The 12,055-nt window shown below is 71.2% G+C and carries 13 protein-coding genes; 4 read left to right on the forward strand and 9 right to left on the reverse strand.

What is annotated here, in order from left to right:
- Positions 1-224 precede the first annotated feature (224 nt).
- Entirely contained in the window at positions 225-671 is a 447-nt protein-coding gene (locus KI385_RS34380; protein WP_238575951.1) for a hypothetical protein, read from the forward strand.
- On the opposite strand, the gene KI385_RS34385 is transcribed toward KI385_RS34380, so the two are convergent.
- Positions 625-1,386, reverse strand: coding sequence for a TetR/AcrR family transcriptional regulator C-terminal domain-containing protein (locus KI385_RS34385; protein WP_425357009.1), 762 nt, complete (start codon positions 1,384-1,386; stop codon positions 625-627). The two genes, KI385_RS34380 and KI385_RS34385, sit on opposite strands and share 47 nt — an antisense overlap.
- A 132-nt stretch (positions 1,387-1,518) precedes the next feature.
- Here KI385_RS34385 and KI385_RS34390 point away from each other — a divergent pair, with 132 nt between their 5' ends.
- Positions 1,519-3,117 (forward strand): CocE/NonD family hydrolase, encoded by a 1,599-nt coding sequence (locus tag KI385_RS34390; protein WP_238577975.1) that lies wholly within the window; start codon positions 1,519-1,521, stop codon positions 3,115-3,117.
- On the opposite strand, the gene KI385_RS34395 is transcribed toward KI385_RS34390, so the two are convergent.
- Positions 3,105-4,115, reverse strand: a complete 1,011-nt coding sequence (locus KI385_RS34395) for an MmyB family transcriptional regulator (RefSeq protein WP_238575953.1) — start codon at positions 4,113-4,115, stop codon at positions 3,105-3,107. The two genes, KI385_RS34390 and KI385_RS34395, sit on opposite strands and share 13 nt — an antisense overlap.
- Before the next feature lie 98 nt (positions 4,116-4,213).
- Between KI385_RS34395 and KI385_RS34400 the strand changes: the two genes are divergently transcribed.
- Positions 4,214-4,984 carry an NAD(P)H-dependent oxidoreductase gene (locus KI385_RS34400; RefSeq protein WP_238575954.1) on the forward strand — a complete coding sequence of 257 codons (771 nt, stop codon included), beginning with the start codon at positions 4,214-4,216 and terminating at the stop codon, positions 4,982-4,984.
- A 61-nt stretch (positions 4,985-5,045) separates the two neighbouring features.
- The gene (locus KI385_RS34405) at positions 5,046-5,279 is read left to right on the forward strand and encodes a DUF3459 domain-containing protein (RefSeq protein WP_342593489.1); all 234 of its coding nucleotides are present in this window, start codon (positions 5,046-5,048) and stop codon (positions 5,277-5,279) included.
- 27 nt (positions 5,280-5,306) lie between these two features.
- Here KI385_RS34405 and KI385_RS34410 read toward each other — a convergent pair whose 3' ends face one another.
- From KI385_RS34410 to cysC, 7 genes are all read right to left on the reverse strand, one after another.
- Complete coding sequence (locus tag KI385_RS34410) at positions 5,307-6,077, reverse strand: sirohydrochlorin chelatase (protein WP_238575955.1); 771 nt, start codon at positions 6,075-6,077, stop codon at positions 5,307-5,309.
- Between the two features lie 3 nt (positions 6,078-6,080).
- The gene (locus tag KI385_RS34415; RefSeq protein WP_238575956.1) at positions 6,081-7,031 is read right to left on the reverse strand and encodes an ABC transporter permease; all 951 of its coding nucleotides are present in this window, start codon (positions 7,029-7,031) and stop codon (positions 6,081-6,083) included.
- Positions 7,018-7,848 carry an ABC transporter ATP-binding protein gene (locus KI385_RS34420; RefSeq protein WP_238575957.1) on the reverse strand — a complete coding sequence of 277 codons (831 nt, stop codon included), beginning with the start codon at positions 7,846-7,848 and terminating at the stop codon, positions 7,018-7,020. Before KI385_RS34420 ends, KI385_RS34415 begins: the two co-directional genes overlap by 14 nt.
- Positions 7,849-7,885: 37 nt before the next feature.
- Positions 7,886-8,995, reverse strand: a complete 1,110-nt coding sequence (locus KI385_RS34425) for an aliphatic sulfonate ABC transporter substrate-binding protein (protein ID WP_128507407.1) — start codon at positions 8,993-8,995, stop codon at positions 7,886-7,888.
- A gap of 214 nt (positions 8,996-9,209) precedes the next feature.
- Entirely contained in the window at positions 9,210-10,553 is a 1,344-nt protein-coding gene (locus KI385_RS34435) for a sulfate adenylyltransferase subunit 1 (protein ID WP_238575958.1), read from the reverse strand.
- A gap of 2 nt (positions 10,554-10,555) precedes the next feature.
- Positions 10,556-11,506, reverse strand: coding sequence for a sulfate adenylyltransferase subunit CysD (gene cysD, locus KI385_RS34440; RefSeq protein WP_238575959.1), 951 nt, complete (start codon positions 11,504-11,506; stop codon positions 10,556-10,558).
- The gene (gene cysC, locus KI385_RS34445) at positions 11,503-12,036 is read right to left on the reverse strand and encodes an adenylyl-sulfate kinase (protein ID WP_238575960.1); all 534 of its coding nucleotides are present in this window, start codon (positions 12,034-12,036) and stop codon (positions 11,503-11,505) included. The genes cysD and cysC overlap by 4 nt, the downstream gene beginning before the upstream one ends.
- Positions 12,037-12,055: the final 19 nt, after the last annotated feature.

The following is a 12,055-nucleotide window of genomic DNA, read 5'->3' on the forward strand; positions in this document are numbered from 1 at the left end:
GGGCGGCGTGTGTCCAGCACGCTCCGCCCTCGTGCGAGGTTCTTCACCCGGCCCTGGACGAACACGCGGGCCTGGGCCGGGCGTAGCCGGTTGCTCTCCGCGCGGGCGCGCCGGCGGGAGGTGAACGCACCTCATCTCGTCGCCCTCGTCCGAGCGGTGCTCGCTTCGAGCGCGGTCGAATCAGCCAACGCCCCGAGCCCCTCGCCGCACAAGGTCCGTGCACCATGACCGACCACCACACCTACGGCACCAGCGCGCACTCTGCGAACGCGCTGGCTCGGCTCGTCGCCGACCGCCTCGGGCTGCTCTTGACCGAGCGCGAGAGCGACTACCGGGGCGTCTACTACCGCGCCGACGGCCCCGACGGTCGCATCGAGGTCCAGCCCAACCTCGCACCCGGCGACGACGGCGAAGACGACCTCTACGACCCCGTGCACCCCGCGATCCGGGTGCTCCTGCTGACCACCCCCCCGGCCCCGGACGCCGCTCTGCAAGCCCGCCTGGGCTCCATCGAGGGACTCGCCCACCTGAACCACGAGCCATGGCGAACAGCTCGGTCACCGGTCGCAGGGGTGGCGGAAGTCGACCTTGCGCGCTCGACGCGCGTGCGTGGCGGGGGTGGCATCAGTCCGTGTCAAGGCCGTCGATCAGGCGGTCGAGGAAGCGGGTGAACGTGGCGTCGGGGGTCAGGGGGCGGCCAGGTGCGGCGAGGGCTTCGGCGAGTTCGGGGTGGTGGCCGTCGGCGGCGACGGTGGCGAGGTAGCGGGCTTCGGCGGCGGCCCGGTCGGGCGAGTCCGCGGCTGCGGCCTGTGTGATCTCGTAGCCGACGTGTCCGGCGACGAAGCCGGTGAGCAGGCTGAAGACCTCCAGCTTCGCGGCGCCGTCCAGCCGGGTGGGCCGCAGGGCGGCGAGTGCGCGCTCCAGGAATGCCAGCGTGTGCGGGCCGAGTGTCCGGCGGGCGGACAGCGCGGCGGGGAGCCAGGGGTGACGGAGCATGAGGGCGCGCTGGAGGTGGCCGATGGCCTTCAGATCGGTACGCCAGTCGCCCGTAAGGGGATCTGTCGTCGGGAGTTCGCCACTGACGTGGTCGACCATCAGCTCCAGCAGTGTGTCCTTGTCGGGGGCGTAGCTGTAGAGCGACATGACGCCGGCCCCGACCTGGGAGGCGACTCGCCGCATGGTGACCGCTTCCAGCCCCTCGGCGTCCGCCAGGGCGACGGCCGCGGCCGTGATCGCCTCGCGGCTGAAGGAGGGCTTGCGCCCTCTGGCGGGCCGACCGGAACTCAGCCAGAGCTGCTGGGGGTCGACGCCTGTGGCGCCGGCCCCGTCACCACGGGTCACGATCTTTCTGTTCCTCTCCTGACCGTTGGGACTTGCCAAGGCCATCCAAGCACCCACTATTCTCGTACACTGTACGTAAATAAGTGGAGGGGAACGATGACACCGCACACGCACGACGTCGTGCCAAGGCCCAACTGGACCGCGCCGCCCGGGAAGCCGCCGTTGTCCTCGCGGATGATGAGGGCGACATGGCGCGGCCTCCCGGCCAAACAGCACGAAGTCGGCTGGGAACGAGGGCTCGTGGTACCGGCCGCGGACGGCAGCCCCTTGCTCACCGACCACTACTTCCCCCGCACCGAGGGCGACTTCCCGACCCTTCTCGTGCGCTCGCCTTACGGCAGGGGCCTGCCGTGGTCGCCGCTGTACGGCTTGCTCTTCGCCGAACAAGGCTTCCACGTGGTCCTGCAGAGCTGCCGCGGCACCAGCGGCTCAGGGGGCCGGTTCGACCTGTGGCGCGACGAGCCCGCCGACGGCCGGGCCACCGTGTCCTGGCTGCGGGAGCAGCCCTGGTTCACCGGAACACTGGGCACGATCGGCCCCAGCTACCTGGGCTATGTGCAGTGGGCGCTCGCGCTGGACCCGCCACCGGAGCTGAAGGCGATGGTGGTGCAGGTCGGCATGCACGATCCCCGCTCCTTCTTCCATGCGGGCGGTGCGCTCAACCTGGAGAACGCCCTCGTCTCCGGCGCCGGCATCACGTTCCAGCACCAGGGGCTGGCACCCATGCTGAAGGCGACGCTGCGCCTGCATCGCCGTCTGCGCGAGATCACCACCGCGCGGCCGCTGCGCCGGGCGTACGAGTCCGCCTTTGGAGAAGTGCCCTGGCTGGACGACGTGATGACCCATCCCGACGCCGACGACCCGTACTGGCTCGGCACGTCCCTGGGGGAGGTGGCGGAACGGCTGAGCGTGCCCACCAGTTTGATCACCGGGTGGCACGACGCGCTGGCCGACCAGACCTTCGAGCAGTACGGCCGGCTGCGCCGGGCCGGCTGTGAGACCGCCCTGCTCGTCGGCCCCTGGACACACACCTCCGCACTTCAACAGGGCTGGCCGGAGGTGTTCTCCGAGAGCCTCGCCTGGCTGCGGGCGCACCTGTGCGACGACCCCGCCGGCCTGCGTCCCCACCCCGTACGCGTGCACGTCGGCGGCGAAGGCGCGTGGCGGGACCTCGACGACTGGCCGTCGGCCCCCGACACGACTGCCTGGTTCCCCGCCGTGAACGGGACTCTCACCCAACAGACCCCTACGGGATCCGCGCCGCTGACGTCCTTCCGCTACGACCCCGCCGACCCCACCCCTTCCCTGGGCGGGCCCCTGCTCTCCCGCGGCGCCGGCCCCCGCGACAACAGCGCCCTGGAGGCGCGGGAGGACGTCCTGACGTTCACCACCCCGCCGCTGACCGAGCCCGTCGACGTCCTGGGCCCGGTCTCCGCGCGACTGCGGATCTCCACGGACACCGGATACGCCGATGTCTTCGCCCGCCTGTGCGATGTGGACGCGCAGAGCCGATCCACCAATGTCTGCGATGGGCTGGTTCGGCTGCAGACCGCCGGGCAGACCCCCTCGGAGGTCACCGTACCGATGAGCTCCACCGCCCACCGCTTCGCTGCCGGGCACCGTATTCGCCTCCAGGTCAGCGGAGGCGCCCATCCGCGCTACGCCCGTAATCCCGGCACCGGGGAGCCGTCGGTCGATGCCACCGGCCTCGTGCCGGTACGCATCACGCTGCACACCGGCTCAGCGTTGAGCCTTCATTCGATTCATCCGAGTTGAGCTCGGTCGTGGCCGGGCGCAGCGGTCGGTGGTGCCGTGGCCAGCCGGGCGAGGGCGACGGCCTCCTGGCTGCCCTCCTCGGCGCTGAACACATGCACCACCAGGCCCGTCTCGCCGGGCGCGGCCGGCACGTGCAGCGTCTCGAAGTCCAGGGTGAGCAGCCCGGCCACCGGGTGCCGCAGCCGTTTGCGGCCCGCCGCGCACATCACGATCTCGCCGGTGGCCCAGATCCGCCGGAACTCGGCGCTGTGCGTGGACAGTTCGGTGATGAGTGCGGCCAGCTCCGCGTCGTCGGGGTAGCGCCCCGCGGCGACCCGTAGCTGGCCCACGGCCTCGCTCGCCCTGTCCTCCCACTCGGGGTGGACGACCCGGGAGCCCGGGTCGAGGAAGAGGTATCTGGCGTTGTTCCGATCGCGGCGGGCCGGGTCGGCCAGACCGCCGATGAGTTCGGCGCCCAGGCTGTTCCAGGCCACCACGTCGAGGCGGTGGTCGGTCGCGAAGGCCGGCATCGGGGTCTCCCCTGTGCGAGCGGAGTCGAGAGCTCGGGGAAGGGCCATGGCGTCCAGGACCCGTTGCAGCAGGGGGCTGACCCGGGCCGTGGGCGCGGGGTCGCGCCTGGCGCCGGCCAGGGTGGCGAGGTGACTGCGCTCCGCCGTGTCGAGCCCGAGTGCCGCGGCGAGCGCGTCGAGCACCTCGGGGGAGGGCTGGGTGGCCCGGCCCTGTTCGAGGCGTACGTAGTAGTCCACGCTGATCCCGGCGAGCTGGGCCAGCTCCTCGCGGCGCAGCCCGCGCACCCGCCGGCGACGGCCGCCGGCGAGCCCGACGTGCTCCGGTGCGACGCGCCCCCGGCGGGCGCGCAGAAAGCCGCCGAGCGCCCGCCGGGTGTCGCCGACCCCGTCGATCCCGTCGATGCGGTCGATCCCGCCGCCGTTCTCGACGCCGTTCCCGATGCGGTTGTCCACGCCGTCTGTGCGCTCGATGCGGTCCACGCCGTCCATGGGCTCAAGTATGGGTGGCCCTCGCGGTACCAGGATCACGGGTCCGCCGGTCGCACAGGGATCTGGCTACCGGTCGCCGCCCGGGAGACGGTGGCGGCATGAAGAAGATCCTTGTCGTCAGCGCCCACCCCGAACCCCGTTCCCTCAACGCCGCGTTGACCGGCTTCGCGGTCGACCACCTGCGGGCGGCGGGACACGAGGTGCGCGTGTCCGACCTGTACGCGATGAAGTGGAAGGCCTCGGTCGACGCCGACGACTTCCCGGATGACGCCCCCGACCGTCGCCTGTACGTGATGGACGCCTCGGAGCGGGCCACGCTGGCGGGGAAGCTCTCGGCGGACATCGCGGCCGAGCAGGAGAAGGTGCGCTGGTCGGATGCGGTGGTGTTGCAGTTCCCGCTGTGGTGGTTCTCGGCGCCAGCGATCCTGAAGGGCTGGATCGACCGGGTGTTCACCGCCGGGTTCGGTTACGGACCCGAGGTCCCGCCTCCGTACAGCGAAGGCGCCCTGGCGGGGCGGCGCGCGCTGGTCTCGGTGACGGCCGGCGCCCGCGAGTCGTCCTTCTCCGACCGGGGCATCCACGGCCGCCTGGCGGACGTCCTCCACCCGATCCAGCACGGACTGTTCTGGTTCACCGGCATGACCCCGCTCGAACCCTTCGCGGTGTACGGCTCGAACGACCTGCCCGAGGAGCGGTTCGCGGCGGCGAAGCGGGAGTACGGGCGACGGCTCGACGGGCTCTTCACGGACGAGCCGGTCGCCTTCCGGTCGCTCGTCGGCGGCGACTACGGCCGCGATATGCGGCTGCTGCCGGGCGTGGAGGCGCCGGGGACGGGCGGACTGGATCTCCACGTCCGTCCGCGCGGCTGAGCGGCCGGGCGATCTCTACGCCCCCCGCCGCCAACTCCCGCTCGTCGCCGTTCTGTTGACCATGCCCCGCCGCCGGCTGACGGCCGACGAGGAGCTGGAGTGGATCAGCGGCGGACGAGCGGCGGTCACCGGGCTGTTGCACTTCCGCCGCTCGGGCGGCCGGGAGTGTGTGGCGAACCTGTCGGCCGAGCCCTGTTCGCTGCCGGACGGCGAGGCGCTGCTGTCCTCCGCACCGGTCACCGGCGACCGGCTGCCGCCGTGGACCACCGTCTGGATACGCACCACGGGAAGCTGAACCGCGGCGCCCGCCGGGCAATCGCCCTCAGGCGGTCAGCGCCGCCGCTTGACCGCGGGCGACGGCCATGACCGACCGGTCGTAGCGCCGGAGCAGCAGCCGGGCCAGCTCGGGAGCGGGGCCGAGGACGGGGGCGAGGATGTCGGCGCGGGCCTCGCGGGCCCCGGCGGCGATGCGGTCGGGGAGGAAGCCGGGGGCGATGACGTACGGGGCGACGGCCACCCGGTGGGCGCCTTCGGCCCGCAGGGCCCGCACGGCGTCGGCCGTGCGGGGAAGGGATGCGGAGGCGAACGCAGGTCGCACGGCACACCAACCAGCGGTGCGCCGCCACTCCCGCGCGATTTCAGCGATCACTGCGATCGCCTCCGGGTCTGAGGAGCCCGCCGAGGCCAGCACGACCCCGGTCGAGCGGCGGTCGCCGGGCCGCAGCCCGGCCTCCTCCAGCCGCCGCTCCAGGGCGGCGGTCAGGAGGGTGGAAGGGCCGAGCACCTCGGCCTGACGGACCGTCAGCAGCGGCAGCCGCGCAGCGGCCTCCCGCAGTACCGCCGGGATGTCGGACTTCGCGTGGAAAGCACGCGTGAGGAGGAGCGGCAGCGCCACCACATCCCGCACGCCCTCGCCGGACAGGCGCTCCAGCACCCGGGGCACCCGGGGCGCGTTGAAGTCGAGATAACCGACCTCGACCCGCAGCCCCGGCCGCAGCGCCCGGACCCGCGCGCACAGCGCGGAGACGGTCGCCGCGTGCCGCGGGTCGCGGCTGCCGTGGGCGATGACGAGAAGAGTGGGGCGTGCGTCCATGGCTCAGCTCTTCACGAGGAGGCCGCGGCTGCGCAGCACCCGCCGCTCGATCGGCGCGAAGATCAGCAGCTCGATGCCGATACCGACGATCAGGATCAGCAGAATCGCGGCCAGCACCCAGGACATGTCCTGCAGTTCGCGGCCCTGCTCCAGGAGCTGGCCCAGGCCGGTGCCCAGATCGGGCGCGTTGACGATGAGTTCGGCGGCCATCAGGGAACGCCAGGAGAACGCCCAGCCCTGCTTGAGGCCGGCGATATAGCCGGGCAACGCGGCCGGCAGCAGCACATGCCGTACCCCGGCCGGCCCCGTCGCGCCGATGGTGCGGCCGGCACGCAGATAGAGCGGAGAGATCTGGTCGACGCCCGCCACCAGGCCGTTGGCGATGGAGGGGACGGCGCCGAGCAGCACCACCGCGTAGATCGTGGCGTCGCTCAGCCCGAACCAGATGATCGCTGCCGGGACCCAGGCCACGGAGGGCAGGGACTGCAGACCACTCAGGATCGGCCCGATCGCCGCCCGTACGGCCTTGACCTGGGCAACGATCAGCCCGAGCACCGTACCGATGGCGACCGAGGCCAGGAAGCCGAGGGCGCCGCGCGAGACGCTGGTCCACACGAAGTTCAGCAGCGTGCCTTCGAGCCACTTCTGCTGGAGCGAGCGGCCGACGTCCACCGGGCTCGGCAGCAGATAGTGCGGCTTCAGCTCGAAGTGGTACGCGAGCTGCCACAGCGCGAGCACGATCGCGAGGGCGACGACGGGAGGGAGCGCCTTCGACGCGGTGGTACGCAGCCACGGCTGCCGGGCGACGACCGTGGATTCGAGGGCATCGAGCCCGGCCTCCAGGCCGGCGAGGTCACCGGAGGCGACACCGGCCTTGGTGACGGTGGTGCCTGCCGTGGTGTCGTCACCGGCCGGTGCGGCGGTGGACTGGGCCTCGGTTTCAGTGCTGGCCATGGCGGCGGATCTCCCCACGGAGCTGTTCGGTGATCTCGATGGAAAGGTCGGCGACCGCGGAGTCCTCGATACGGCGCGGCTGCGGGATGTCCACCTGCCACTCGCGGGCGATCCGGCCGGGCCGGGAGGACAGCAGCACCACCCGCTGGGCCAGCCGCACGGCCTCGCGGACGTTGTGGGTGACGAAGAGGACCGAGAGGTTCGTTCCCGCGGCGGAGTCGCTTTTGGATGCAGCCCAGATGCGGGTCAGCTCGTCGTGCAGGACGTCACGGGTGATCGCGTCGAGCGCGGCGAACGGCTCGTCCATCAGCAGCAGTTGGCTGTCCTGGGCGAGCGCACGGGCCATCGCGACGCGCTGGCGCATACCGCCCGACAGCTCGTGCACCCGCTTGCCGTACGCGCCCTTGAGACGGACGAGTTCGAGCAGCCGCTCGGCCTCGTCGCGGCGCTCCGCGCGCGGCACCCCGCGCAGCCGCAGCGCCAGTTCGATGTTGCGGCCCGCGGTCAGCCACGGGAACAGCGCGTGCTCCTGGAACATCAGGGCCGGCCGCCCGCCGGGCGTTTCGATGGCGCCGGCGGACGGCGCGTCGAGGCCGGCCACGAGGTTGAGCAGGGTGGACTTTCCGCAGCCCGAGGCCCCCAGGAGGCAGACGAATTCGCCGGGTGCCACATCGATGCTGATGTCGTCCAGCACCTGCTGCTGCGCGCCGGGGCGGCCGAACGACTTCGAGACATGGTCGATGCGAGCCGCGTACGGCACGGTGGTGCCCGTGTCCGCCGTGGCGGGCTGCTGCTTGGTGAGCGTGGTGGTCGTCATCGGTGTCACCTCCTGGGGGAGTGCGGAGCTGCGAGGGCTACTTGCTGCCGAGACCGGCGTCGTCGACCGGCTGCTTGCCCTCGGACTTGAGCACCTTGTTCAGCAGCGTGAGGTCGTAGATGCCCTTGAGGTCGGGAGCCTTCAGCAGGCCCGCCTTGACGGCGTGGTCCGCCTCCTGCTGGAGGGTGGCGGCCAGCGGGTCATCGGTGACGTCGATGTTCCGGAACGCCGGGTCGATCACGTTCTCCGGCAGCGCCTTGCCGGCGATCTGCGGATCGGCGAGCTTGGCGTTGAGCGCCTTCTTCGCCTCGGCCGGGTGCGTACGGATCCAGGCGTTGGTCTTCACCGAGGCACGCAGCACCGCCTCGACGGCCTTCGGGTGCTCCTTGAGGAACTTCTGCGAGACGATCACGTTCGTGATGACGAACTTCCCGTCCTTCCACAGCTTCTTCTCGTCCAGGATCGTCTTGCCGCCCTGGGCGACGAGCTTGGAAGCGGTGGGCTCGGGCACCCACGCACCGTCGATGGAGCCCTGCTCGAAGGCGGTCGGCGTCACCTTGTTGTCGGTGCGCTGAACGGTGACATCACCCTTGCCGGTGGTGGCGTCGACCTTGTAGCCCTTCTCGGCAAGGTAGTTCAGCAGCGCGACGTCCTGGGTGTTGCCCAGCTGCGGGGTCGCGATCGTCTTGCCCTTGAGATCGTTCAGGCTCTTGATCTTCTTGGGGTTGACCACGAGCGAGACACCGCCGGAGGCCGAGCCGGAGATGATCTTCAGGCTCTTGCCGTGCGACTTGGCGTAGCCGTTGATCGAGGGGGAGGGGCCGATCCAGCCGATGTCGATGGCGTCCGAGTTGAGCGCCTCGATCTCCGCGGGGCCCGCGTTGAACACGGAGGACTTCACCGCGGTGCCGCCCAGTTCCTTCTGGAACAGGCCCTTCTGGAGGCCGATCAGGGGAGTGGCGTGGGTGGTGTTGCCGAAGAACCCGATCTTCACCTGATCAAGTCCGTCGGTCTTCGCGCCCTTGGGCGCGACGCCGGACGAAGTGTCCTTCTTGGCCTCGGAGCCGTAGCCGCAGGCGCCCAGCGCGCCGATCAGGAGCGGGACGGTGGCGGCGGCCGCCAGCAGGCGGTGTCGAACGGCAGACACGGGAGGAGTTCCTCTCGGAGGGCCGGGGCAGTACGCGCCCTGTTAAGGCGCGCCCGGCGGAGCTATGGATCTTCGGAAGGGTGGTGTGGGGGGCACGGAGTCGAGCATCGTCAGCACACACATCGGCCGACTCCGCCCTGGCCGCTCCCCAGGGCGCCGCTGCCGATGCGGCCGCCCTCCTTCGCGAAGGTCGAGAACATGTCCTTGAGCATGATCAGAAGTCCCATCCCTCGTCGTCCGCCGCGTCGGCCGGCGCGGCGTCGGCCACCGCCTCCGCGAAGGCGGTGCCCGCCATTCCCGCGGTCAGCGTCGTACCGTCCGCCGGGTCGATCAGCAGGAACGAACCGGTGCGCCGGGAGTCGGCGTAGGCGTCCAGAGCCAGCGGTTCGGCCGTACGGACCACGATCCGTCCGATGTCGTTGGCGACCAGCTCACCGGGCGCCGGGTGCTGGGACAGGTCGTCCAGCGTCAGCCGGGACGGGATGTCCTTGACGATCGCCTTGACCGTGCGGGTGGTGTGCTTGAGCAGCACCCGCTGGCCGACGGTCAGCGGCCGGTCGGCGACATGGCAGATGGTGGCCTCGATGTCCTGGGACACCGACGGCGCCGTGGCGGTCGGGGCGATCAGGTCACCGCGCGAGATGTCCAGGTCATCGGTGAGCCGGACGGTCACCGACTGCGGCGCCCAGGCGACGTCCACGGCCTGGCCGAGTGCGTCGATCGCCTCGATGGTGCTCGTACGGCCCGAGGGCAGGACGGTGACGGCGTCGCCGACGCGCAGCACACCGGAGGCGATCTGGCCCGCGTAGCCGCGGTAGTCGGGGTGCTCGGCGGTCTGCGGCCGGATGACGTACTGGACCGGGAAACGGCCGGGGTCGTCCGACGGGTCGGCGACGACGGGCACGGTCTCCAGGTGCTCCAGCACGGTCGGTCCGCCGTACCAGTCCATATGGGCGGACGCCGTCACGACGTTGTCACCGGCCAGCGCCGAGATCGGGATGGCGGTGATCTCCGGGACGCCGAGCGAGGCGGCGTACGTGGTGAACTCCTCGGCGATGGTGGCGAAGACGGGCTCGGCGTAGTCGACCAGGTCCATCTTGTTGACGGCCAGGACGACATGCGGGACGCGCAGCAGCGCGGCGACCGCGGCGTGCCGGCGGGTCTGCTCGACGACACCGTTGCGGGCGTCGACCAGCACCACGGCCAGCTCGGCGGTGGAGGCGCCGGTGACCATGTTGCGGGTGTACTGCACATGGCCGGGGGTGTCGGCGAGGATGAAGCGGCGCCTGGGGGTGGCGAAGTAGCGGTAGGCGACGTCGATGGTGATGCCCTGCTCGCGCTCGGCGCGCAGCCCGTCGGTCAGCAGCGCCAGGTCGGGCGCCTCCTGTCCGCGGTTGCGGGAGGCGTGCTCGACGGCCTCCAGCTGGTCGGCGAGCACCGACTTGGAGTCGTGCAGCAGCCGGCCCACCAGGGTCGACTTGCCGTCGTCCACGGACCCGGCGGTGGCGAAACGCAGCAGTGAGGTGGCACCCGCGTCCACGGTATTGATCGTGCTCATGGTTAGAAGTACCCCTCGCGCTTGCGGTCCTCCATAGCGGCCTCGGACATCTTGTCGTCGGCCCGGGTGGCGCCCCGTTCGGTCAGCCGGGACGCGGCGATCTCCGCGATGACGGCCTCGATGGTCTCGGCGTCGGAGTCGACCGCGCCGGTGCAGGACATGTCGCCGACCGTGCGGTAGCGCACCTGCCGGGTCTCCAGGCGCTCGCTGTCCTTGGGGCCGCCCCACTCACCGGGCGCCAGCCACATCCCGTTGCGGGCGAAGACCTCACGCTCGTGGGCGTAGTAGATGGCGGGCAGTTCGATCTTCTCGCGGGCGATGTACTGCCATACGTCCAGCTCGGTCCAGTTGGAGAGCGGGAAGACGCGGACGTGTTCGCCGGGGGAGTGCTTGCCGTTGTAGAGCTGCCACAGCTCGGGGCGCTGGCGGCGCGGGTCCCAGCCGCCGAACTCGTCGCGCAGCGAGAAGACCCGCTCCTTGGCGCGTGCCTTCTCCTCGTCGCGCCGGCCGCCGCCGAAGACCGCGTCGAAGCGGTTCTTCTCGATGGCGTCCAGCAGTGGCACGGTCTGCAGCGGATTACGGGTGCCGTCGGGCCGCTCGCGCAGCTCACCGCGGTCGATGAACTCCTGCACGGAGGCGACATGCAGCCGCAGGCCGTGCCGCTCGACGGTGCGGTCGCGGTAGTCGAGGACCTCGGGGAAGTTGTGCCCGGTGTCGACGTGCAGCAGCGAGAACGGCACCGCGGCCGGCGCGAACGCCTTCAGCGCCAGGTGCAGCATGACGATGGAGTCCTTGCCACCGGAGAACAGGATCACCGGCCGCTCGAACTCGCCCGCCACCTCGCGGAAGATGTGCACCGCCTCGGACTCCAGGGCGTCCAGGTGCGACAGTGCGTAGAGGTTGTCGCCCCCCGAGTCGCCGCCGGTCTCGGTCAGAACGGTCGCGGTGGTCACGCCAGTCCCCTTTCGACGAGCAGCGCGTGCAGCGCGGCTGCGGACTCCTGCACGGTCTGGGTGTGCGACTCGATGCGCAGATCGGGCGATCGGGGCTGCTCGTAGGGGTCGTCCACGCCGGTCAGACCGGAGATCTCGCCGGCCGCCTGCTTGGCGTACAGACCCTTCACATCACGCTCGGAGCAGACCTCGACCGGGGTGGCCACATGCACCTCCACGTACGCGGTGCCCTCGGTCTGGTGGCGCCCCCGGACCGCCTCGCGGCTGTCCTCGTACGGCGCGATCACCGGCACCAGCGCCTTGACGCCGTTGCTCGCCAGCAGCTCGGCCACGAAGCCGATGCGCTGGACGTTGGTGTGCCGGTCCTCGCGGGTGAAACCGAGGCCCGCGGAGAGGAACTCGCGGATCTCGTCGCCGTCGAGCACCTCGACGGCGTGGCCCTCGCCGCGCAGCCGGCCGGCCAGCTCGTGCGCGATGGTCGTCTTGCCCGCGCTCGGCAGACCGGTCAGCCAGATCGTGGCGCCCGTCATTGCTCTCTCCTGATGCTCT

The organism is Streptomyces inhibens, from assembly GCF_022221585.1.
Classification (GTDB): Bacteria; Actinomycetota; Actinomycetes; order Streptomycetales; family Streptomycetaceae; genus Streptomyces; species Streptomyces inhibens.

Coding starts and splice junctions, on each gene's coding strand:
- KI385_RS34380 (WP_238575951.1), top strand. CDS start 225: ATGACCGACCACCACACCTACGGCACCAGCGCGCACTCTGCGAACGCG.
- KI385_RS34385 (WP_425357009.1), bottom strand. CDS start 1,386: ATGGCCTTGGCAAGTCCCAACGGTCAGGAGAGGAACAGAAAGATCGTG.
- KI385_RS34390 (WP_238577975.1), top strand. CDS start 1,519: ATGAGGGCGACATGGCGCGGCCTCCCGGCCAAACAGCACGAAGTCGGC.
- KI385_RS34395 (WP_238575953.1), bottom strand. CDS start 4,115: ATGGACGGCGTGGACCGCATCGAGCGCACAGACGGCGTGGACAACCGC.
- KI385_RS34400 (WP_238575954.1), top strand. CDS start 4,214: ATGAAGAAGATCCTTGTCGTCAGCGCCCACCCCGAACCCCGTTCCCTC.
- KI385_RS34405 (WP_342593489.1), top strand. CDS start 5,046: ATGCCCCGCCGCCGGCTGACGGCCGACGAGGAGCTGGAGTGGATCAGC.
- KI385_RS34410 (WP_238575955.1), bottom strand. CDS start 6,077: ATGGACGCACGCCCCACTCTTCTCGTCATCGCCCACGGCAGCCGCGAC.
- KI385_RS34415 (WP_238575956.1), bottom strand. CDS start 7,031: ATGGCCAGCACTGAAACCGAGGCCCAGTCCACCGCCGCACCGGCCGGT.
- KI385_RS34420 (WP_238575957.1), bottom strand. CDS start 7,848: ATGACGACCACCACGCTCACCAAGCAGCAGCCCGCCACGGCGGACACG.
- KI385_RS34435 (WP_238575958.1), bottom strand. CDS start 10,553: ATGAGCACGATCAATACCGTGGACGCGGGTGCCACCTCACTGCTGCGT.
- cysC (WP_238575960.1), bottom strand. CDS start 12,036: ATGACGGGCGCCACGATCTGGCTGACCGGTCTGCCGAGCGCGGGCAAG.